Source organism: Halopseudomonas salina, assembly GCF_008641105.1.
The window spans coordinates 260,415-282,972 of sequence record NZ_VTTI01000001.1; the positions used below are offsets into that span (position 1 = coordinate 260,415).

The following is a 22,558-nucleotide window of genomic DNA, read 5'->3' on the forward strand; positions in this document are numbered from 1 at the left end:
CTGCAAGCTTCAAGCTTCAAGCGGCAAGCGGCAAGCTTAAACCCCAAACCCCAAACCCCAAACCCCAAACTCAGATCCGCTTTTGCTTTTGCTTGAAGCTTGTAGCTTGTAGCTTGCAGCTTGTAGCTTGTAGCTTGCAGCTTGTAGCTTGTGGCTTGTGGCTTGTGGCTTGTGGCTAGCTTGCGAGCTCCGCGAAACAGTCGGCGATAATATCCATACCCTGCTGGACCTCTGGATCCGTGGCGGTCAGGGGCACCAGAATGCGGATGACGTTGCCGTACTGGCCGCAGGACAGCAGGATAAGCCCCTTTTCCCGCGCGCGGGCGACCAATTGGGCGGCCAGGTTCGGATCTGGTCGGCATTGGTCGTCAAACAGTTCGCAGGCCATCATTGCACCCAGGCCACGGACCTCGGCAATACGCTTGTCATCCTGGGCAATCGCCCGCAGGCGTGAGCCAATCATCTCGCCCAGGGTGCGGCTGCGCGCCAGCAGGTTTTCCTCTTCAAACACCTCCAGCACCGCCAGGGCTGCAGCGCAGGCCACCGGACTGCCTGCGTAGGTACCACCCAGACCGCCCGGGCCAATGGCATCCATCAGCTCTGCCTTGCCACACACCCCGGCCAGCGGAAAGCCGCCGGCAATCGATTTGGCGAAGGTGGTCAGATCCGGCGCAACACCGCTCTGTTCCATCGCAAAAAAGGTGCCGGTACGCCCAGCCCCGCTTTGCACTTCGTCTGCCACCAGAACAATGCCGTGTAAATCACACAGCTGGCGTAACTGCCCCATGAACGCAGGACTGGCCACGTGAAAACCGCCTTCTCCCTGTACGGGCTCGATCACTATGGCGGCGATATCCCGTGGCTCGGCGTCGTTCTTGAAGATACGTTCGATACTGGCGATCGCATCAGCGTCACTCACCCCATGCAGCGCACAGGGGAACTGGGCCCGATAAACGCCACCGGGCATCAGCCCCATACCCGCGGAATAGGGCGCGACCTTGCCATTCATCGACAGGGTCATCATGGTGCGGCCGTGATAGCCCCCGGTAAAGGCAATCACCCCGGCCCTGCCAGTGGCAGCGCGGGCGATCTTGACCGCATTTTCCAGCGCCTCGGAGCCCGTGGTCACCAACAGGGTTTTCTTGGCAAAGTCGCCTGGCACCAATGCATTCAGTTTTTCGCACAACGCCACATAGGGCTCATACGCCAGCACCTGGAAACAGGTGTGCGTGTAATGTTCGAGCTGACGTTTGACCGCGTCCATGACCCTGGGATGACGGTGGCCGGTATTAAGCACGGCAATCCCACCGGCAAAATCAATATACTGCCGGCCCTCGACATCCCACACGGTGGCATTTTCCGCACGTTCGACGAAGACCGGATGAATCTGACCCACACCCCGGGCAACAGCTGCATTGCGGCGCTGCATCAGGGTTTCGTTGCTTTTACTCATCACTCACCTCACACACAGTCAGATGAAATCCCGGGTCAGATTCCGCCCAGGCACAGGTATTTGATTTCCACGTATTCTTCGATGCCGTATTTGGAACCCTCGCGGCCCAGACCGGAGGATTTCATGCCACCGAATGGCGCTACTTCGGTGGAAATAAGCCCCGTGTTGATACCCACCATGCCGTATTCCAGCGCCTCGGCTACCCGGAAAGCACGGCTCAGATCCCGCGCATAGAAATAGGCGGCCAGACCGAATTCGGTGTCGTTGGCCTGGCGAACCACATCGGCCTCGTCGTTGAAGCGGAACAAAGGCGCCAGGGGGCCAAAGGTTTCCTCACGCGCCACCAACATGCTGCTGTCAATATCAGCAAGGACCGTGGGCTCGAAGAAAAAACCGCCCAGGGCATGTGGCTGCCCGCCAACCAGTACGCGGGCGCCCTTGCCGGTGGCGTCTGCAAGGTGCTGCTGCACCTTGTTTACGGCCGCCGCATTGATAAGCGGGCCGGTAGTAACGCCATCGTCAGCGCCATTACCTACCTTCAATTTGTTTACTGCCGCAACCAGCTTCTCGGCAAAGGCGTCGTACACGCCATCCTGCACATAGATGCGGTTGGCGCAGACACAGGTCTGACCGGCGTTGCGGTACTTGGAAATCATCGCGCCCTCTACTGCCGCATCCAGATCGGCATCATCAAACACGATAAAGGGCGCGTTGCCGCCCAGCTCCAGAGACAATTTCTTCAGCGTAGGCGCGCATTGCTCCATCAACTTGATACCAACTCCGGTAGAGCCGGTGAACGACAGTTTGCGCACAATCGGGTTGGCGCAAAGCTCGCCACCCACGGCGATGGCCTGCTCGGCGTCCGCGGTCACTACACTCAAGAGTCCGGCGGGCAGACCGGCCTGCTCGGCCAGAGCCACCAGCGCCAATGCGGAGAACGGCGTCTGCGGCGCGGGCTTGAGAACCATCGCGCAACCAGCCGCAAGAGCGGGGGCCGCCTTGCGGGTGATCATCGCAGCGGGGAAATTCCAGGGGGTAATGGCCGCGGTAACGCCCACCGGCTCTTTCTGCACAATGATGCGCTTGTCCGCTTGATGACCGGGGATAGTATCGCCGTAGACACGCTTGGCTTCCTCGGCAAACCACTCGATAAAGGAGGCTGCGTAGGCAACCTCCCCGCGTGCTTCGGCCAATGGCTTACCCTGTTCGGCGGTCATGATCTGCGCCAGATCTTCCTGGTGCGTCATCATCAGCTCGAACCACTTGCGCAATACCGCGGAACGCTCCTTGGCGGTGCGCTTGCGCCAGGCTGGCTGAGCTGCTCGCGCAGCTTCAATTGCCCTGCGAGTTTCCGCCGCTCCCATGTTTGGCACGCTCCCCAGACGCTCGGCATTGGCCGGGTTGAAGATTTCGGTGCGCGCACCATTGTCAGCCTCGCACCAACGACCGTCGATATGGGCTTGCTGGCGAAACAGGTCTGGGGATTGCAGTTGCATGGAGGCTCCTCGCAGGGGTAAAACGCAACGTCAGGCGTAACGCATTTACCACATAGATGTTTGAAATTTCAAACATGCTAAGTCGCGCGAGAAGAACAGGCAAGAGGGCCTGGAAAAAAAGCTGGCGAGGGTCGTAACGAGTGTTTTACCTACGAGACAGAAGAGTCAAGAGAGACAGGTTCAGACCAGGGCGTCCATGCCCGCGGCAAGAGTGAAGAGAGCGTTACCGGTGCAATAGCGGCACCACTCCGACGTAGTATCGAGAGTCTGTCAGGCCGCCGTCTCGCTATCGAACAACTCAGCCGGCCCATGCTGATCAGCTTCAAGCAAACCAGCAACGCGCTGCAAACTGGCCAGCAGCATCAATTGCTCCCAATCTGCCAGTTTGCCGAATCGATCCAGGAACTCCACTGGCAGTAAAGCCGGCTCGGACTGGATTGCATCCACGCCCTTGGCGGTCAACGCCAGATGCACCTTACGCTTGTCGCTCTTGCTGCGAATTCGCTGAAGCAACTCTCGGCTTTCGAGGCGGTCAATGATAGTGCTTAGGGTAGCCTGGGAAACGCTGACCCGTTTCGCCAGATCGCCCAAAGTTCCCTCGCCCATCGCCTTGATGCTGTGCATGATCAGCAGCTGAATAGGCGTGAGGCCGCTGTGGCGGCCCAGGCGCTTGGCGTGTATCTCACTGGCCCGCTGCAGGCGGCGCAGGGAAAGATAGAGGTCGTGCATCATGTACATGTCTGGCTCCCGGCCGCACTCGAAGGAGTGCATTTTGCCATAAAGTCTAAATATTACAGTAGTAATGAATAATGCTGTTTTTTCATGACCCTGAAATCTGCTATGAACACCATTAACAGGCTAAATACGATCTGCTCATAGCTTGAAACAGGGCTAGAGTACCGCAGAATTACTTTTGGATCAAAATAGTACGCAAGGCAGATTCGCTCCTGCAACCAGAGCAAAGCCTTGACTCAATATTGTGACAACCGCATCGGGTCACTGAGTTCAAACCGGCCGCGGCGCAGGCCTATACTGCCGCCAGCGTCTTATTCGATAGCCAGAACCAACAAAACACGATAAAAGCGGCCTTATGAAAAATACAATTCCGACTACGCTGAGCGCATGCGCCACAGCCCTGACCTGCCTCTTCCCGACACTCACTCTGGCGCAGGACTCTCCTCTCAGCCTGCCAGCACAGGTGGTCCTGGGTAGCGAGGCAGCCGATCAGGACACCCGCGTGCCCCTGGCCCGCGATACCGTCAGCGGTGAGCAGATAAGCCCCCAGAGCCTGGGCGCCAATCTGTCCGAGACCCTGCAGCGCGTACCCGGCATAGTCGCGGTCAACCGGCAGAACTACGCCCAGGACCTGCAGATTTCCTCCCGCGGATTCGGCGCCCGCGCCCAGTTCGGTGTGCGCGGGGTACGCCTGGTGCAGGACGGCATCCCCCTGACCATGCCCGACGGCCAGGGCCAGCCCTCCCTGTTCGACCTGGATGGCATGCAGCGCATCGAGGTGCTACGTGGCCCACTGACCACGCTCTACGGCAATGCTTCCGGCGGGATCATCCAGGGTTTCACCGATGAAGGTGCTTTCTATCCGACCCTGGAAAACCGCACCGCCATCGGCCCCGACAACCTGCGCCGCTCACGGCTGCGCTACGGTGGCCAGCACGGTGATCTGAACGTCGCTGCCAACATCTCGCGCCTGGAAACCGATGGCTATCGGGACCACAGCGAAACCCGGCGGGACATCGCCAATCTGCGTCTGGGCTGGGACATCGACGACGCCTCCAGCCTGACGCTATTGATCAACAGTCTCGATCAGCCGGAAACCGAAGACCCGCTGGGGTTGACCCGGGCGCAGGTGCGGGAGGACCGACGCCAGGCCGTGGCCGGCACCCAGACCTTTGATACGCGCAAGACCGTACGCCATAACCAGGCCGGGTTGAACTACCAGCGCCGGCTGGCCAACGATGACAAGATCACCCTCATGGTTTACGGCGGCGAGCGCTATGTAGAGCAGTTTCTGGCATTTCCTGGTGGCGGCCAGTTCTCCGGTGGCGGTGTGATCGAACTGGATCGTCGCTTTGGCGGTGGCGAACTGGGCTGGCAGCGCGAGACTCAGCTATTTGGCCTACCGGTCGAACTGGCAGCGGGTCTGACCTATGACTACCAGGGCGAGCAGCGCAATGGGTTCGTCAACGACTTCGGCGACAAAGGGGCCCAGCAGCGAGACGAATTCAATACGGTCGACAGCCAGGACGCTTATCTGATCAGCACCTGGCAACTGGATCCACGCTGGACCCTGACCGCCGGCTTGCGTCATAGCCGTGTGGAGTTCGAGTCCGAAGATGATTATCTCGTCGACGGGCAGGACGACAGCGGCGGCGTGGACTATCAAAAGACCAACCCCGCAGTGGGTCTGAGCTATCAGTGGAATCCGGCACTAACTCTGTATGCGGCCTTGGGCCAGGGATTCGAAACCCCCACCTTTCAGGAATTGGCGTACCAGCAGCAGGGCAGCGGTTTGAACTTCGGCCTGGAACCGAGCGAGTCGCGCAACGCCGAGATCGGCATGAAGCTCCGGCATGAGCGAACCCGGCTGAATCTGGCCCTGTTCCACAGCCGCGTGGAAGACGAGATCGTCACCGGGCCCAACCAGGCGGTGACGGGTCGCAGCACCTTCGTCAACGCCGGCCAGTCGACCCGCAGGGGCCTTGAACTCTCGCTTGAGCAGGGCTTTGATCACGGCATTGAAGCTTATCTGGCCTACACCCTCCTCGATGCCCGTTTCGACAGTTACACGACGAGCGATGGCGACGATCTATCCGGCAAGGACCTGCCCGGCGTGCCCCGCCACAGCCTGTTTGCCGAGCTGAGTTGGCAGCCTCCGGGGACCGGCTTTACCACCGCCCTCGAAGCCCAATCCTTGAGTGAGCGCTTCGCCACTGACGACAATCAGGCCCGCGCCTCGGGCTACGCCGTATTCAACTGGCGTGCCGGTTATAGCCACGAGGTCGGCAACTGGACGGTCGATCCGTTCGTGCGCGTCGACAATATCGGTGACAAGGAATATATCGGCTCGCTGATCGTCAACGGACCCGGCGGCCGCTACTACGAACCGGCACCCGATCGCCAATGGCTGGTCGGTCTGGGCTTGCAGTATCAGTGGCGCTAGGGGCTGCCGGAAGGGCCGGGTACCACCCCGGCCAGCGGTGTATTGGCTTACCCCCCTCTGTCGAGATGGAACTCGACACTCCCAGGGTGCACGCCCGGGAGGGCTGGGTTCCATCCCGGCCAGCCGTGTATCGGCTTACCCCCCTCTGTCGAGATGGAGCTCGACACTCCCAGGGTGCACGCCCGGGAGGGCCGGGTTCCATCCCTGCCAAAGGGTGCGCCCGCGCCGGCGTCGGTGGAGGCATAATTCAATATATTTGACAAAATTTCAGATTATTGCGGTTATCGGGGTTTTTCGTTTGTTATTTTTGACATAAGATCGAAATACATTCTACCCAGTACACCGCTCAAGCAACGCCAGGACGACCCCCATGAACAGCATGCACGCCCCCGCCAGTCAGCAGGACCTCAGTCTTGATGAATTCTGGATGCCCTTTACTGCCAACCGCCAGTTCAAGGATCGTCCGCGCCTGCTTGAGAGCGCCGAAGGCATGTACTACACCGATGTGGAAGGTCGCCAGGTCATCGACGGCACCTCCGGCCTCTGGTGCTGCAACGCCGGCCACGGTCGCAAGGAGATCGCCGAAGCAGTCAGCAAGCAGATCGCCAAGATGGACTTTGCTCCAACCTTCCAGATGGGCCATCCGCTGCCTTTCCAACTGGCCGAGCGCCTGGTTGAAATTGCACCAGAAGGCCTGAATCGCGTCTTCTTCACCAACTCCGGTTCCGAGTCGGTCGATACCGCGCTGAAAATCGCCCTTGCTTACCACCGCGCCCGTGGTGAAGGCACCCGCACCCGGCTGATCGGCCGCGAACTGGGCTATCACGGTGTCGGCTTCGGCGGCATTTCCGTCGGCGGCATGGTCAATAACCGCAAGGCCTTTGGTGTACAACTCCCCGGTGTTGACCACCTGCCGCATACCCTGGATCTGGAGCGCAACGCCTTTACCCGTGGCCTGCCGAAACACGGCGTCGAATATGCGGACCATCTGGAGCGCCTGGTCAACCTGCATGGCGCCGAGAACATCGCAGCCGTTATCGTCGAACCCATGTCCGGCTCTGCCGGGGTCATTTTGCCGCCCCAGGGTTACCTCAAGCGTCTGCGCGAGATCACCGAGAAGCACGGCATCCTGCTGATATTCGACGAGGTGATCACCGGCTTCGGCCGCGTCGGCTCGCCCTTCGCTTCACAGCGCTGGGAAGTCACCCCGGACATCATGACCACGGCCAAGGGCCTGACCAACGGCGCTATCCCGATGGGCGCTGTCTTCGCCAGCGACCAGATTCAGGATGCGTTCATGCATGGCCCCGACGGCATCATCGAGCTGTTCCACGGCTATACCTATTCCGGTCACCCGGTGGCTGCTGCCGCCGCGTTGGCAACGCTGGATATCTATGCCCGCGATGGTTTGCTGACCCGTATCCGGGATCTGGAAATCTACTGGCAGGAAGGCTTGCACAGCCTGCAAGGCTTGCCCAACGTGATCGATATTCGCAACACCGGCATGGTGGGCGCTGTACACCTGGCCAGCCGTGACGGCGCGCCCGGCAAACGCGGCTACGATGTATTCGAGGGCTGCTTCTGGAATGGCTTGATGGTGCGCAACAGCGGCGACATTATCGCCATGGCACCCCCGCTGATTGTCGAGAAGAGTCATATCGACCAGATCATCAATACCCTGGGCGATGTCATTCGGCGAACGCCATAAAGGGCGGACGCAAACTCGGAGAACCACGAGGCGTGCTGGATCAGCTGTGGCGGACCGTCGGTGGCAGGGATGCCACCGTCGAGCTACAGGGACGTACTTGCTGCGTGTCCGCCATGGCTGGTCCAGCACGCCGCAGCACATAGTTTCGAACCAATACGACCTACATACTTTTACAGCACTGGTGACCCAATGACCCTGCAACTGACTCACTTTATCAATGGCAAGCGCACCGCCGCCAGCGAGCGCACCCAGCCCCTGTTCGAACCCGCTACCGGCGAGCAGCGCGGTAACGTGTCTCTGGCCAGCGTCAGCGAAGTCGAAAAGGCCATCGCGGTCGCCAAGGCGGCGCAGCCGGCCTGGGCAGCCACCACGCCACTGAACCGGGCGCGGGTGCTGTTCAAGTACAAGGCGCTGGTCGAAGCCCACGCTGATGAGCTGGCCGAGCTGATCACCCGTGAACACGGCAAGGTATTTGACGACGCCAAAGGCGAACTGACCCGTGGCCTGGAAGTGGTCGAGTTTGCTTGCGGCATTCCGCACTTGCTCAAGGGCGAGCATACCGAGCAGGTCGGCGGTGGCGTCGATGCCTGGTCAGTCAACCAGCCTCTGGGCGTGTGCGCAGGTATTGCCCCGTTCAACTTCCCGGCGATGGTACCTATGTGGATGTTCCCGATCGCCATCGCCTGCGGCAACACCTTCATCATGAAACCATCGGAAAAAGATCCCAGCGTACCCATGCGCCTGGCCGAACTGCTCACCGAAGCAGGCTTGCCTGATGGTGTGATGAACGTGGTTAACGGTGACAAGGAAGCGGTCGACGTACTGCTCACCCATCCGGACGTACAGGCTGTCAGCTTTGTCGGCTCGACCCCCATCGCCGAATATATCTATGCCACCGGGTGCGAACATGGCAAGCGCGTGCAGGCCCTGGGCGGCGCGAAAAATCATATGTTGGTCATGCCCGACGCCGACCTGGATCAAACTGTGAATGCGCTGATGGGTGCGGCCTATGGCAGTGCCGGTGAGCGTTGCATGGCGATTTCCGTGGCGGTAGCGGTGGGCGATGAAGTAGCTGATCAACTGGCTGCCGCGCTGGCACCCAAGGTCAAGGCACTGAAAATCGGTAACGGCCTGAGCGCCGGCATGGAGATGGGTCCGCTGGTCTCCGCTCAGCACCGGGACAAGGTTCGTGGCTATATCGATCAAGGCGTAAGCGAAGGCGCCGAGCTGGTAGTCGATGGCCGCGATGTCAGCGTCCCCGGCCTGGAAGGCGGTTATTTCATGGGTGGCTGCCTGTTCGACAAGGTCACCGCCGAGATGACCATCTACCGCGAGGAAATTTTCGGGCCCGTGCTGTGCATTGTGCGCGTACCGGATTACGCCACTGGGGTGAAACTGATCAACGCGCATGAGTACGGCAATGGCACGGCGATCTTCACCCGTGATGGCGATGCTGCCCGGCAGTTCTGCAACGAGATCCAGGTGGGCATGGTCGGCGTGAACGTGCCGATCCCGGTTCCCATGGCCTTTCACAGCTTCGGCGGCTGGAAGCGCTCGCTGTTCGGCCCACTGCACATGCACGGCCCGGACGGAGTGCGTTTTTATACCAAGCGCAAGGCAATCACCTCCCGCTGGCCCACGGGCATCCGCGCCGATGCTGAATTCAGCATTCCGACCATGAAGTAGGTGGAGAGATAACCATGTCTATCGAGAGCATTGTCGATTTTGCGACCGCACCCACCGAGGCCGAGCACTATCGGCCCGACCCCGAGAAGGTCCGCGATGGTGATCCGGCGCAGTCCGTGTGCAATCACTACAGCAGCCCTTGCGGGCAGTTTTCCACCGGCACCTGGGAGTGCGTTCCAGGGCGCTGGGACGTGAGCTACAGTGAACACGAGTACTGCGAGATACTGGAAGGCGTCTCGATTCTGCACGATGACCAGGGTGGCAGCCGCGACCTGGTGGCTGGCGACCGTTTCGTGATCCCTGCCGGCTTTGTCGGCAGCTGGGAAGTGATCGAGCGCACCCGCAAGGTCTATGTGATCTTCGAACCTTTAACCAGCTGAGGCGCGTCAAACAGAAGTCCAGCCCCCTGGCACAGGAAATCGGCTTGGTCTAAACGTGACCCAGCGGTTACAGTTCTCGTCAGCATATGCATTCGAAGAACACTCCAGCGCCCTGGTTGGCAAGAAGCTGCCAGAGCTGCCCACCGCTGGTGGGCACGGGCGCCTGGTACCTGTCAGGAGTCATGCCAGATGTCGCGTTTGCCGGTCATAGTCGGTTTTGGTGGCTACAACGCCGCCGGTCGCAGTTCCTTCCACCATGGGTTTCGCCGCACGGTGATCGAATCCCTGCCCGTCGACGAGCGTCAGGAGACCCTTGCCGGTCTGGCGGTTTTGATGAAACTGGTGCGGGTCGAGAACGACCAGTATCTGGATGCCGACGACCAGCCACTTACGCCCGCTGATATCGAGGCCCGCTTTGGCGAGCAGATTCTGCAGGGCACGCTCGTGCGGCGGATTGAAAAACGCCATCTGGATGTGGATGCCGCCCACTGGCAGAAGAACCTGACCATTACCGGTGAAGCCGGCAAACCCTTTTCCTTCATCACCCTGGCCAAGCAGCTGCCCGAGCCGCTACCTACCGACTGGGTCATTGAGCCGTTGAATGACACCGAGGTGATGGTGACCGTCTATGACGGCTGTGACATCAAGGTGGACAGCTATCGCTCGCTGCCAGTGAAGTCTGCCGGTCAACTGCCCTGCGGCTTCGAGCCCTCCGAGCACTACGCTTCACGCTTTCACCCGCGCGGGCTACAGATGACCATTGTGGCCGCAACCGATGCCCTGCGCTCCAGCGGCCTGCCCTGGCAGACCATCGTCGACAGCGTACAACCCGATGAAATTGCAGTCTTTGCCAGTAGCGCAATGAGCCAGCTCGACGAGAACAGCTTCGGTGGGCTCATGCAGTCGCGGCTGAAGGGCAACCGGGTCAGCGCCAAGCAGCTGGCACTGGGGCTCAACAGCATGCCGGCGGACTTTATCAACGCCTACATCCTGGGCAGCGTAGGCACCACCGGCGCAATTACCGGCGCCTGTGCGAGCTTTTTGTACAACCTGCAGAAAGGCACCGAAATGATTACCAGCGGCCGCGCCCGCGTGGTGCTGGTAGGTAATGGCGAGGCGCCGGTTACCCAGGAGTGCATTGAGGGCTATGGCGCGATGGGCGCCCTGGCGACCGAAGACGGGCTGCGCAATATCGAAGGCAAACCCGACGTCGACTTCCGCCGGGCCAGCCGTCCCTTCAGTCATAACTGCGGCTTTACTCTGGCCGAGTCGGCGCAGTTCTTCCTGCTGATGGATGATGAGTTGGCCATGCAGTTGGGCGCAGACATCCATGGCGCGGTGCCCGATGTGTTCATCAATGCTGATGGCTTCAAGAAGTCCATTTCTGCACCCGGGCCTGGCAACTATCTGACCATGTCCAAAGCGATTTTCAGTGCGATGCAGATCGTCGGTGAAGAAGGGGTGCGCAAGCGCAGCTTCGTCCACGCCCACGGCTCCAGCACGCCGGCGAACCGGGTGACCGAGTCCGAGCTGCTGGACCGGGTAGCTGGTGCGTTCGATATCGGTGACCTGCCGCTCACCGCTGTGAAGGCTTATGTTGGGCATTCGTTGGCCAGTGCCAGCGCCGACCAGATGGCTTCCGCGCTGGGCAGCTTCAAATACCAGATTATTCCGGGCATCAAGACCATCGATGCGGTGGCCGACGATGTACACCGCGAGCATTTGCGCATCAGCACCAGCGATATCAAACGCACCACCGATCCGCTGGAGGTCTGCTTTATCAATTCCAAGGGCTTCGGCGGCAACAACGCCAGCTGTGTGGTGCTGGCGCCCAGCGTGGTCGAGCGGATGCTGAAAAAGCGTTACGGCGATGCCGCATTTACCGACTACTGCAAACGCCGTGAAGACACGCGTGCAGCGGCCAGCGCCTACGACGGGAAAGCACTCAAGGGGCAGCTGGACGTCATCTATAACTTTGGCCAGAACATGATTGACGACAGCCAGATAGAGCTGAGTGATGCGCAGATACGCATTCCCGGCTTCAGTCAGCCACTGGTATTTCGCACCGATGACCGCTTCAAGGACATGCTCTGACAGGGGGGATCTCATCCCCGGACCTGCCGGGGATGAGCAGTACCATCAGCGTTTCGCGCGGGCGGCGGCGATAAATGCTGCCATCTCGGCGTTCTTGTCTGCCTCGATTTTCTGCACATTCGGGTTCTCGGCCAGCTTGGCCTGCAGCGCCCGGGCTTCCGGCAGATCAGCCAACAGATCCAGGTCAAACAACTTCTTTGCCACAGCGCTGGCCAGGTCGATGCTGTAGATGAACATCAGGTCGGCAATGGTCATCTCGCTGCCTGCCACGTAGGGAGCAAACTTGGCGTGGCGCTTGAGCGCTGCAACACCCGCCAGAAGATCGGTCTTGGCTTTGTCCTTCACCTGCTGATCGACCTTGCCACCAAAAAACACTTCCGCGTAGCAGCTACGGGCGGGCAGCTCTATATACAATTCGATTTCCTTGGTCAGCGCCCGCACTGTTGCGCGCTCGAAGGCATCCTTCGGCAGCAGCGGCTTGCCGCCCTGGGTCTCTTCAATGTATTCGAGGATCACATTGGTTTCGCTGACCAGGCCGTGCTCGGTTTCCAGGGCCGGCACCTTGCCGCGCGGGCTGATCGCCAGAAACGCTTCATCCTGGCTGGGGTGCACCACGTTCACTTCAAAATCGACGCCTTTCTCCAACAGCGCCAGCTTGACCATGTTGAAATAGTTGCTGACGGCAAATCCGTGAAGTTTGAGCATGAAATAGTCTCCTGCAGAGTGGGTGTTATTTTTCTGTGCCACTGTTGTAGCGCCGGGGGGACAAAATATCCAGTGGCATAAGCTGGGTGAATGCGCACGCAGTGGCGATGCAATGACCTACAACAACGAATATTGCCTATGCTTTTCACAGCCTTTTGGGGCTAGACTGAATACTGAACATCGAGAAACCGAATCCATAGAAGAGGTAGCGCCCAATGCTGAAACCCGACGAAATCACCGAAATCAACCTGCTTAACCAATTCAACCTGGCCAGCTCCCTCGAGGGCCTGAAAATCCATCGGCATGAGGCTACACAAGAGGTAGTCGCTGCTGCCGAACGGCTGCATGCCCGGGGACTTACCACTCAGCCCGATGGCGGCTACCTGACCAGTCTGGGTCTGGATGCAGCAGAGCACAGCCAGGCATTGCTTACCATCCTGCGCGCCGATTGATAACAGACCGAAAATCATGGCCCTGAGTGGAGAAATTCAGCCGCAGATAGCCGAGGGCATTGACCGCAAGGCCCTGACCACCCTGCGTAACCGCTTCACGGGTATCAACCGAAGCCGCCTGCAACGTGTGCTGCAGGCGTTACCGGCGCGCCAGTACAACGTTCTGCAAGTCATTCCCCTGCTGTTCGACGTCAATCATCCACTTTTACCGGGTTATGTTTCGCGTTCCACTCCCCACGGCCTTGCCAGCTACGTTCCTGATTCCAATGTACTGCAAGTCGCCCAGGCATTGACCCGCAGCTTCAGCTATCGCCGGCATCCGGCCGGATTCACCGGTGACATCCAGTCGCTGTATCTGATGGGTAGCGGCGGAACCATCGCTCAGTCCGACCAGAGCGACCTGGATATCTGGGTCTGCCACGCGCCGCACCTGGCAGCCGGAGCCATCGCCGAGCTGGCAGCGAAATGCCAACTGATCACTGACTGGGCCGCCACCCAGAGCTGCGAAGCGCACTTTCATCTGGTCAACCCAGCGACCTTCAGTCTGGGTGACCGTGACAACGCCCTGAGTGTCGAGGACTGCGGCAGCACCCAGCACTACCTCTTGCTGGATGAGTTCTATCGCACCGCCATCCTGCTGGGGGGTCGCTATCCACTATGGTGGCTGGTGCCAGACTATGAAGAAAAGCACTACGCCGATTTCACCCGCCAATTGATCGAAAAACGCTTTATCCGCGCACAGGAAAGCCTGGATCTGGGACATATGGCACGAATTCCGGCTGGTGAGTACGTCGGAGCCGGCCTCTGGCAACTGTTCAAGGGCATCGAATCACCTTACAAATCCGTGTTGAAGCTGCTGCTGACCGAGGTTTACGCAAGCGAACACCCCGAGGTGCGCTGTTTGAGCCTGGATTTCAAGCATGCCGTCTATGCCAACCATCTGGATCTGGATGAACTGGATCCCTATGTCATGCTTTACCGACGAATCGAACGCTATCTGCTCAAGCGGCAGGAAACCGAACGCCTCGAACTGGTACGCCGGTGTCTGTATATCAAGGCCGACGTCCGCCTGAGCCGACGCACCGGCACTTTGGGCTGGAAGCGCAGCCTGATGGAAAAGCTGGTGCGCGAATGGCACTGGGACACACGGCAGCTGCAGCAGATGGACAATCGTCAGGTATGGCGTGTGGGCGAAGTGACGCGCGAACGCCAGCAACTGGTCAGTGAGCTGACTCACAGCTATCGCTTTCTGTCCCAGTTCGGACGCAGCAATGGCGTGATAAACCAGGTCAACAGTCGTGACCTTTCCCTGCTCGGCCGCAGGCTATACGCCGCTTTCGAACGCAAGGCGGGCAAGATCGAAGTCATCAACCCGGGTATCGCCCCCGACCTCAGTGAACCCTTGCTGACCCTGGCGCAACGCACCAGCGGGGAGCCGGAGCAGAGCAGCTGGCATCTGTACCGAGGCACCCTGAGTCAGCCAGAACTGACTGATCACGCCCCGCTCAAGTACACCCGACATCTGGTTGAGTTGCTCGCCTGGGCACACCGCAACGGTCTGGTCGATGCGGCCACGCGCATCGCGGTACATCCTGGTGACAGCGCGCTGAGCGAGTTCGAGCTGAGTAACCTGCTGGCGAGTCTGCGCCAACATTTCCCGCAGCCTCTGCCGGTTCTGACCGAAACCGCGTTATCACGCCCCAGCCAACCGTGCCAGGCTCTACTGCTGGTGAATGTGGGGCTCGACCCGCTGCCGGTCACCAGCCAGAAGAACGTGCATCTGATCAGCAGCCATACCGACGCCCTGGGTTACTCGGGGCTGCGCGACAATCTGATTCTGAGTATCGACCAGGTCACGCTCAATAGCTGGAACGAGCTGCAGGTCGGCCGCTTCGAGGGTGAGCAGGCCTGTATCCAGGCCCTGTGCGATTATTTGAACAAGGCACACGAACATCAGCACCGGCCGGATCTGCAGGTAGTCTGTTTTTGCCGCAACCGCTCCAGCGCGATTGCCGAACGCGTAGAACAGCTGTTTCAGGACGCCACCCGGCAACTGCTAGCAGAGCCCCCATCGCGTTTTCTGCTGCAGGTACAAAACAGCTTCCAGGTGCTCGAACGCAAGGAGGGCCTGATCGACATTACCCGCCTGCCTGATCGCGAGCGACTGATGCGCTATCTGGGCAGTGGCCGGACCAGCTATAGCGCCCTGGCACTGGATCGCTTCGCACTGCAGGGGCACGATACCGCCCTGATGCTCCAACAGGCCCGAGGCGGCGAGATCCAGGTGTTCTATCGCCTTCTACCGGATCGCCAGGCCGAGATAAGCGTACTCGACGAGCTTGGCGCCCTGTGGCGCATCCGGCAGGCGTGCCGTGACGAGCAGACCCTACTGCTGCCATTGCTGCGCTTTCTGCATAGCATCCGTCTGCGCAGACAGATCAACCAGAGTCTCGAGTTGAGCCTGCGTGAAGAACCCCTGTCACTCTATGCAATCCGCCCTGCCGCCGAGGGTCTGCCGTTACGGCTCGAGGCCCAGCGGGTCCCCGGTCAGGGTATTGAAACCGATTACTACGCAGTACAGGCGATTGCCGAGCCCGGAGATGACCAGAGCCTGAAGGTAAGCATTTTTTGCGGGCAAAAGGAGTTTTCCGAACTCGATCACGGCGCTGACCTGTTTAGCGCGGCAGCGCGGCACATTCTCAATCAACGTGCCGGAACGGAAGACTACCCATGCTATATAACCGACCTGGACCTATCTGCAGTCGATCCTGCCGGCAACATGCAAACTGTCCATTACCTGCGTTATCGGCAACGACTCGAAGATGCGCTGAATGCGGCGATGGGTATTGCGCGCAGCTGATTACTGGGGCGAACCAAGCCGGGCGGCGCGGCTGGCAAAACGTTTCTTTGCGTCGGTGATGATCTGCAACTGACGCTCATCGGTGGCAGCTGCCCACTCGAGGATTTCCGCCATCAGCCGCCCGCAACCCAGGCATTGATCGCCATCGAGGCAACACTTGCGCACACAGGGGGATGGCTGACGACCGGCAACTGGCACCTATTCCTCCTCCAGATCCAGTTCCAGCTCTTCACCGGTCAGGTCATTGAGCACCTGGCTCAGCACCAGCTCCAGCGGCTCATCATCACTGTCGTGGAGCCAGCCCTCGCCGGGAAAATAACCAAAATGCCGGGTCGCATCCGGCGCCGTAAGCCAGATCTCCCGCGAAGCCGGCTGACGGCCGACCACCAGGCGCGGACCTTCGGCGAGGATCAGCACCAGTGATCCGTCAATCACCTCCATATCCAGATCCAGGTCGCTCGCGTCCAGCGCATATTCGATTCTGTCCTGCAGCAGGTCGACCTGCCGGTTGAAATCTTCTTCGCTCAATTCATGCATGCCTGTTCTCTTCTCCGGTCATCCAGCGCCGGTTCGGATGCGTCAGACCGGGCGGCTGGGTATACTGCCGTATATTGGCTGTTTTTCAATAAGGATTTCATTATGAAGTATTCCATTGCAGTGCTGTTTGCACTCTTCGTTCTTGCTGGCTGTGGCCAGAAGGGCCCGTTGTATATGCCCGCCGAGAAAATCGACGAGCCGCGCAACGAATCCGAGGAAGCCATGATCCAGCAGCCTTCCGAGCGCTGAAAAAGTCATCCTCCGCCTCCCGTAGACCCGCAAACGAAGCTTATAACATGACCGTTTTTGATTACCGCAATGGCGAACTGCACGCCGAAGACCTGCCATTGTCCGATATTGCCACACGCCATGGCACACCCTGTTTCGTCTACTCGCGCCAGGCAATAGAACAGGCCTGGCTGGCCTGGGACCAGGCTCTGGCAGGAACACCGCACCTGGTCTGCTTTGCCATCAAGGCCAACTCCAATCTGGCCGTGCTGAATATTCTCGCGCGCCTGGGTGCAGGTTTCGACATTGTCTCGGGTGGCGAGCTGGAGCGCGTACTCGCGGCAGGCGGGGAGCCCTCACGCATTGTTTTTTCCGGCCTGGGCAAAACCGCCGAAGAAATGCGCCGCGCCCTCGAAGTAGGCATCCACTGCTTCAATGTGGAATCCACCGCCGAACTCGAGCGCCTGCAACTCGTTGCTGCAGAACTGGGTGTACAGGCACCGGTATCACTGCGGGTCAATCCCGATGTAGACGCGATGACTCATCCGTACATCTCGACCGGGCTGAAGGAAAACAAGTTCGGTATCGATATTGCCCGCGCACCCGAAGTCTACCGGCGTGCAGCCGCGCTGCCGAACATTGATGTACGGGGAATCGACTGCCATATCGGGTCCCAGCTGACCGACGACACGCCGTTGGTTGATGCCCTTGATCGCCTGCTTGCCCTGGTCGATCAACTGGCTGCAGAAGGCATACAGATTCAGCATCTGGACCTCGGCGGCGGACTTGGTGTGACCTATCGCGATGAAACACCGCCCACGCCTGCCGAGTATCTGGCCAAGGTAAAGGCGCATCTGGGCGACCGTGATCTGACGTTGCTGTTCGAACCGGGCCGCTCCATCGTCGCCAATGCCGGCGTGCTGCTGACCCGGGTCAATCTGCTCAAGCCCACCGAGCACAAGAACTTCGCGATTATCGACGCGGCAATGAATGACCTGATCCGCCCGGCGCTGTACAGCGCCTGGATGGGTATCGATGCCGTGCGTCCACGTAGCGATGTAGCGGCGCAGCAATGGGACATAGTCGGTCCGGTCTGCGAAACCGGAGATTTTCTCGGCAAGGACCGTGAGCTGGCGCTGGCTGAGGGCGATCTGCTGGCCGTACGCTCGGCCGGGGCCTACGGCTTTGTGATGAGCTCGAACTACAATACCCGTCCGCGCGCCGCCGAGGTCATGGTTGACGGCGGGCAGTGTCATCAGATCCGCCGCCGTGAAACCCTCAGCGAGCTCTTCGCTGGGGAATCCCTGTTACCCGAGGCCTGAGATGCTGCTGCGATTCACCAAGATGCACGGGTTGGGTAACGACTTCATGGTCATTGACCTGGTCACCCAGCATGCCCAGCTCAACCCGCGGCTTATCCGTCAATGGAGTGACCGCTACACCGGTATCGGTTTCGACCAGTTGTTGGTGGTAGAGCCGCCGGGAGATCCGGACATGGATTTCCGCTACCGCATCTACAACGCCGACGGTAGTGAAGTGGAGCAGTGCGGTAACGGCGCACGCTGCTTTGCCCGCTTCGTACTGGACAAGCGACTGACAGCCAAGACCGATATCCGGGTCGAGACCGCTGGCGGGCCGATTGCACTGATTGTGCAAGACGACGGACAGATAACCGTGAACATGGGCCCGCCACGGTTTGTGCCTGCAGAGATTCCCTTTCAGGCGCAAAGCGAAGCCATCTCCTACGAGCTGGCCGTTGCTGATCAGATCCTGCAGGTAGCCGCGGTATCCATGGGCAACCCCCACTGCGTGACGCTGGTCGATGACCTGAACGTTTACCCGGTGAACCGCCTGGGGCCTCTTATCGAGCGCCACAGTCGTTTTCCGAACGGGGTCAATGCGGGTTTCATGCAACTGATCGACCGTCATAGTGCTCGCCTGCGAGTATTCGAAAGAGGCGTTGGCGAAACCCGTGCCTGCGGCACTGGCGCCTGCGCTGCTGCAGTCGCCGGGATCCGCCAGGGCCACCTGACATCTCCGGTAAGCATCGAGCTGCCCGGCGGCACACTGCAGATCGAGTGGGCCGGACCCGGTGAGCCGGTGATGATGACTGGCCCCGCCACCCGTGTTTTCGAAGGACAGATACGCCTATGACCGACAAGCCTGCACACCCGACGCAACAGCTGGACGCCCATACGGTCGCCGAGTATCTACGTCACCATCCGGCGTTCTTTGCCGAATACGACGAATTGCTACCGGATCTGATTATTCCCCACCAGTCCGGCCAGGCTGTGTCGCTGGTCGAGCGCCAGGTCAAACTGCTGCGCGAACGCAATATCGACGTGCGCCACCGCCTCGGCCAGTTGATGGACGTCGCCCGGGAGAATGACCGCCTCTTCGAGAAGAGCCGCCGGCTGATCCTCGACTTGCTGGAGGCGCAAAGTCTGGAACAGGTGATTGCGAGTATCGAGGACAGCCTGCGTGATGATTTTCAGGTGCCCTTTGTCAGCCTGATTCTGTTCAGCGAAGCACAGCGCTTCCCCAATGCCCGTACCGTGAGCCACGCGCAAGCCCGTGATGCCATTGGCCATCTGCTCGATAGCGGCAAAACCCTGAGTGGCGTGTTGCGCCCCAACGAATTGGCGTTTCTGTTCGGTGAGCAGGCCAGCCACGTAGCCTCTACCGCGATCGCGCCCATCCAGCACCAGGGCCTGCACGGTGTACTGGCACTCGGTAGCCGGGACATCAACCATTACCGCAACGCCACCGGCACGCTGTTTCTGGGCTATATCGCCGATGCCCTCGCTCGAGTGCTACTGCGTCAACGGCCGGTTGCCGACGAAGTCAGGTCGTAAGGGTGCATCCTGCCGCGCTGCAATCCGAACTGGAGGCCTTTCTAGGTCACCTTCAGCGCGAGCGGCAGCTATCGCCGCGCACCCTGGAAGCGTACCGACATGATCTGGAAGGCCTGCGTCATTTCCTCGATACCCAGCAGTGCACGCGCTGGCCGGATATGGACAGCGCACGGCTGCGGCTGTTCGTTGCGCAGAGACACCAGGCCGGATTGTCAGGACGCAGCCTGCAGCGTCTACTCAGCGCCGTGCGCACCTTTTACCAGTATCTGATCCGCGAGCGGCTGTGCAAGCACAACCCGGCGCTGGACATACGCGCGCCACGCTCTGCGCGCAAGCTGCCACGGGCTCTGGATGCGGACCTCACCGCCCAGCTACTGGATGACAACAGCGACGACGACTGGCTTCTGGTACGCGATCACGCGATGCTCGAACTGTTCTACTCCTCCGGACTGCGCCTCTCGGAGCTGGCCGGGCTGGATATGCACGAACTCGATCTGGCGCAGGGCGAAGTTCGGGTTCTGGGCAAGGGTAGCAAGACGCGACTGGTACCTGTGGGGCGTATGGCGCGTGAAGCGCTGCAACGCTGGCTCAAGGTACGTACGTTGAGCAGCACAACCGAGCAGGCCCTGTTCATCGGCCAACGGGGCCGACGCCTGACACCCCGCGCTATCCAGTTGCGAGTGCGCCGCTGGGGTGTGGCCAATATCGGACAGAATCTGCATCCACATATGCTGCGTCACTCCTTTGCCAGCCATGTGCTGGAGTCCTCGGGCGACCTGCGAGCCGTGCAGGAGTTGCTTGGCCATGCGGACATCGGCACGACGCAAATCTATACCCACCTGGATTTCCAGCACCTGGCCGAGGTGTATGACAAGGCCCATCCACGCGCCAGGCGCAAGACGAGCGACACATGATTCAACTACTGACTTTCGATCTTGATAACACCCTGTGGGAAACCATGCCGGTAGTCCTGGCCGCCGAAGAAACCCTGCTGCGCTGGTTTGACGTGCACGCTCCCCGGTTCACCCAGGAACTCGACAGCGAGGCACGCAAGGCCCTGCGTCACGACGTGCTGGCAGCCGATCCAGACCTGCGCCATCGGGTAACCGCGTTTCGCCTGGCAGTGATGGAACTGGGGCTGCGGCGCGCGGGCTATGGCGAAGAGCAGGCGAAGGCGTTGACCGAGCGAGGCTTCGAGGTGTTTCTGGAGGCGCGTCACGCGCTGGAGTTTTATCCGCACGCGGAGGCGTTGCTGGACGAGTTGAGCCGTAAATACCAACTGGCAACGATTTCCAACGGCAATGCCGATGTGCGCCGCTTGGGGCTGGAGCGTTACTTCAGTGTCATTGTGTCAGCCGACGAAGTCGGCTTGAGCAAGCCCGATCCCGCACCTTTTTTGCATGCGCTGGAGCGGGCCGGTGCCGAGCCCCAGAACACGCTACACATCGGCGATCATCCGGTGGATGATATTCAGGGCGCACAGGGAGTGGGGTTGCACACCCTGTGGTTCAACCGCCTGATGCTGGACTGGCCGGATCAGCCTCGGCCCAGTGGCGAGGTGCAATGCCTGAGCGAGATACCTGCCTGGTTGGCCAACTATAAACCCTGACGGTCGCTGCCCACCGGAGTCGGGGGCAGAACCTCAGATGGGCCGGCTGCCGTACTTGCCTTCGGGCTTCTTCGGTGGATCGGCCACCACGTTGGCACCCACCTCCTGAATTTTGCCACCGCGTGCCATGAACTCTTCCATCTGACGGGCGAGCATTTCCCGTTCACGTTCCTTGGCTTCAAGTGACAAACCTTCCAGCGCGTCAGTCTGCGCCGCGGCCTTCTTGCGCGATTTGACTACGGGCGCATCACTGTCGTCATCGTCGCCATCATCATGATCGGCTACTGGCAGATCATCGGTATCGTCGGCGTCGCTGTCATCCTCGCGCTCGATCTCGTCATTCTCTAAATCGTCGTCACTCATTACAGCCACTCCAACGGAAAAAACACGCTATTTATAGCCTAACGGCAGAATTTGGCTAGGGGTGACGCAAAGTTTTTTTGTTTCATGCTGCCAGAATCGAGCACGGCTCAGGCCTGCGCGCCCCTGGTCAAACGTTGCAGCTGTTCAAGATCGGTCTGTACTCCGGAAGTTTCCCGAATTCTTGACAGGATTTCTCGCTTGAGCCGGATGAACTCAGGTTCGAGTTTCATGTCCTGATGCCGCTCCGTCGGCAACGGGACTTCGTAGATACTGTCGATTCGTCCAGGCCGCGGCGCCATCAATACGATCCGGCTGCCCAGGTAGATCGCCTCCTCGACATCGTGGGTAACGAACAGAATGGTGCTCTTTTCCAGCCGGTGCACATGCCGGATAAGGTCATGCATGACTTCCCGGGTCTGAGCGTCGAGGGCGCCAAAGGGCTCGTCCATCAACATGATATCCGGGCGCGGCATCAGCGCCCGGGCGATCGCCACACGCTGCTGCATGCCACCCGACAGTTGGCTGGGATAAGCGTCGGCAAAAGGTTGCAGTCCCATGAGACTGAGCAGCGCATCGGCGCGCCCACTCGCCGTTTCAACATCAGACTGGCTGTAGACGGTGTCGGAAATCACCTTGAGCTGGCGGCAGAAGCGAATGTTCTGCATTACCGTTAACCAGGGATAGAGGCTGTAGTGCTGAAACACCATCGCGCGGTCTACGCCGGGGCCATCGATAGGCTCGTCATGCAGCAATATTTCGCCACTGCTATGCGTTTCCAAGCCGGCAAGAATGCGCAATAGCGTCGACTTGCCACATCCGGAGGCACCCACAAAAGTGATGAACTCATTGGGCCGCACGTCGAGATTGACCTCCGAGAGTGCCTGGATGCTCTGCTCACGGGTTTCGAAGGTCTTGCCTACGTCGCGGATACGAATGCATGGCTGATCCATGGGT

21 protein-coding genes are annotated in these 22,558 nt (G+C 59.9%); 13 read left to right on the top strand and 8 right to left on the bottom strand.

Annotation, left to right across the window (positions count from 1 at the left end):
• Positions 1–175 precede the first annotated feature (175 nt).
• From gabT to FZF01_RS01145, 3 genes are all read right to left on the bottom strand, one after another.
• Positions 176–1,453, bottom strand: coding sequence for a 4-aminobutyrate--2-oxoglutarate transaminase (gene gabT / locus FZF01_RS01135; RefSeq protein WP_150276263.1), 1,278 nt, complete (start codon positions 1,451–1,453; stop codon positions 176–178).
• 35 nt (positions 1,454–1,488) lie between these two features.
• On the bottom strand, positions 1,489–2,949 hold the full coding sequence (gene gabD / locus FZF01_RS01140; RefSeq protein WP_150276264.1) for an NADP-dependent succinate-semialdehyde dehydrogenase: 1,461 nt from the start codon (positions 2,947–2,949) through the stop codon (positions 1,489–1,491).
• Between the two features lie 270 nt (positions 2,950–3,219).
• Positions 3,220–3,687, bottom strand: a complete 468-nt coding sequence (locus tag FZF01_RS01145) for a MarR family winged helix-turn-helix transcriptional regulator (protein ID WP_188434330.1) — start codon at positions 3,685–3,687, stop codon at positions 3,220–3,222.
• 352 nt (positions 3,688–4,039) lie between these two features.
• Here FZF01_RS01145 and FZF01_RS01150 point away from each other — a divergent pair, with 352 nt between their 5' ends.
• From FZF01_RS01150 to FZF01_RS01170, 5 genes are all read left to right on the top strand, one after another.
• Positions 4,040–6,127 (top strand): TonB-dependent receptor family protein, encoded by a 2,088-nt coding sequence (locus tag FZF01_RS01150; protein WP_150276266.1) that lies wholly within the window; start codon positions 4,040–4,042, stop codon positions 6,125–6,127.
• A 379-nt stretch (positions 6,128–6,506) separates the two neighbouring features.
• Positions 6,507–7,835 carry an aspartate aminotransferase family protein gene (locus tag FZF01_RS01155; RefSeq protein WP_150276704.1) on the top strand — a complete coding sequence of 443 codons (1,329 nt, stop codon included), beginning with the start codon at positions 6,507–6,509 and terminating at the stop codon, positions 7,833–7,835.
• Positions 7,836–8,024: 189 nt separating this feature from the next.
• The gene (locus FZF01_RS01160) at positions 8,025–9,521 is read left to right on the top strand and encodes a CoA-acylating methylmalonate-semialdehyde dehydrogenase (RefSeq protein WP_150276267.1); all 1,497 of its coding nucleotides are present in this window, start codon (positions 8,025–8,027) and stop codon (positions 9,519–9,521) included.
• A gap of 14 nt (positions 9,522–9,535) precedes the next feature.
• Complete coding sequence (locus FZF01_RS01165) at positions 9,536–9,901, top strand: cupin domain-containing protein (protein WP_150276268.1); 366 nt, start codon at positions 9,536–9,538, stop codon at positions 9,899–9,901.
• Positions 9,902–10,090: 189 nt separating this feature from the next.
• Positions 10,091–11,995 carry a beta-ketoacyl synthase gene (locus FZF01_RS01170; RefSeq protein WP_150276269.1) on the top strand — a complete coding sequence of 635 codons (1,905 nt, stop codon included), beginning with the start codon at positions 10,091–10,093 and terminating at the stop codon, positions 11,993–11,995.
• A 45-nt stretch (positions 11,996–12,040) separates the two neighbouring features.
• Here the strand turns inward: FZF01_RS01170 and FZF01_RS01175 are convergent, their stop codons facing one another.
• On the bottom strand, positions 12,041–12,700 hold the full coding sequence (locus FZF01_RS01175) for a glutathione S-transferase family protein (protein WP_150276270.1): 660 nt from the start codon (positions 12,698–12,700) through the stop codon (positions 12,041–12,043).
• A gap of 215 nt (positions 12,701–12,915) precedes the next feature.
• Here FZF01_RS01175 and FZF01_RS01180 point away from each other — a divergent pair, with 215 nt between their 5' ends.
• Together FZF01_RS01180 and FZF01_RS01185 are read left to right on the top strand one after the other, a co-directional pair.
• On the top strand, positions 12,916–13,152 hold the full coding sequence (locus FZF01_RS01180) for a TIGR02647 family protein (protein ID WP_150276271.1): 237 nt from the start codon (positions 12,916–12,918) through the stop codon (positions 13,150–13,152).
• Positions 13,153–13,168: 16 nt separating this feature from the next.
• Positions 13,169–16,012 carry a class I adenylate cyclase gene (locus FZF01_RS01185; protein WP_150276272.1) on the top strand — a complete coding sequence of 948 codons (2,844 nt, stop codon included), beginning with the start codon at positions 13,169–13,171 and terminating at the stop codon, positions 16,010–16,012.
• Here the strand turns inward: FZF01_RS01185 and FZF01_RS01190 are convergent, their stop codons facing one another.
• Positions 16,013–16,210: a DUF1289 domain-containing protein gene (locus FZF01_RS01190; protein WP_150276273.1), complete on the bottom strand. Its 198-nt coding sequence runs from the start codon at positions 16,208–16,210 to the stop codon at positions 16,013–16,015.
• Complete coding sequence (gene cyaY / locus FZF01_RS01195; RefSeq protein ID WP_150276274.1) at positions 16,211–16,549, bottom strand: iron donor protein CyaY; 339 nt, start codon at positions 16,547–16,549, stop codon at positions 16,211–16,213.
• Positions 16,550–16,651: 102 nt separating this feature from the next.
• Here cyaY and lptM point away from each other — a divergent pair, with 102 nt between their 5' ends.
• The 6 genes from lptM to FZF01_RS01225 are packed head-to-tail and all read left to right on the top strand — an operon-like array spanning position 16,652 to position 21,241.
• Positions 16,652–16,798 (top strand): LPS translocon maturation chaperone LptM, encoded by a 147-nt coding sequence (gene lptM / locus FZF01_RS01200; RefSeq protein ID WP_150276275.1) that lies wholly within the window; start codon positions 16,652–16,654, stop codon positions 16,796–16,798.
• A 47-nt stretch (positions 16,799–16,845) separates the two neighbouring features.
• On the top strand, positions 16,846–18,099 hold the full coding sequence (lysA, locus tag FZF01_RS01205) for a diaminopimelate decarboxylase (protein ID WP_150276276.1): 1,254 nt from the start codon (positions 16,846–16,848) through the stop codon (positions 18,097–18,099).
• Between the two features lies 1 nt (position 18,100).
• Complete coding sequence (gene dapF, locus FZF01_RS01210; protein ID WP_150276277.1) at positions 18,101–18,931, top strand: diaminopimelate epimerase; 831 nt, start codon at positions 18,101–18,103, stop codon at positions 18,929–18,931.
• Positions 18,928–19,632, top strand: a complete 705-nt coding sequence (locus FZF01_RS01215) for a DUF484 family protein (RefSeq protein ID WP_150276278.1) — start codon at positions 18,928–18,930, stop codon at positions 19,630–19,632. The genes dapF and FZF01_RS01215 overlap by 4 nt, the downstream gene beginning before the upstream one ends.
• Positions 19,633–19,649: 17 nt before the next feature.
• The gene (gene xerC / locus FZF01_RS01220) at positions 19,650–20,546 is read left to right on the top strand and encodes a tyrosine recombinase XerC (RefSeq protein WP_150276705.1); all 897 of its coding nucleotides are present in this window, start codon (positions 19,650–19,652) and stop codon (positions 20,544–20,546) included.
• Positions 20,543–21,241: an HAD family hydrolase gene (locus tag FZF01_RS01225; protein ID WP_150276279.1), complete on the top strand. Its 699-nt coding sequence runs from the start codon at positions 20,543–20,545 to the stop codon at positions 21,239–21,241. Before xerC ends, FZF01_RS01225 begins: the two co-directional genes overlap by 4 nt.
• Before the next feature lie 33 nt (positions 21,242–21,274).
• On the opposite strand, the gene FZF01_RS01230 is transcribed toward FZF01_RS01225, so the two are convergent.
• On the bottom strand, positions 21,275–21,604 hold the full coding sequence (locus tag FZF01_RS01230; protein WP_150276280.1) for a hypothetical protein: 330 nt from the start codon (positions 21,602–21,604) through the stop codon (positions 21,275–21,277).
• A 107-nt stretch (positions 21,605–21,711) separates the two neighbouring features.
• Positions 21,712–22,554 (bottom strand): ABC transporter ATP-binding protein, encoded by an 843-nt coding sequence (locus tag FZF01_RS01235; protein WP_150276281.1) that lies wholly within the window; start codon positions 22,552–22,554, stop codon positions 21,712–21,714.
• Between the last annotated feature and the right edge of the window lie 4 nt (positions 22,555–22,558).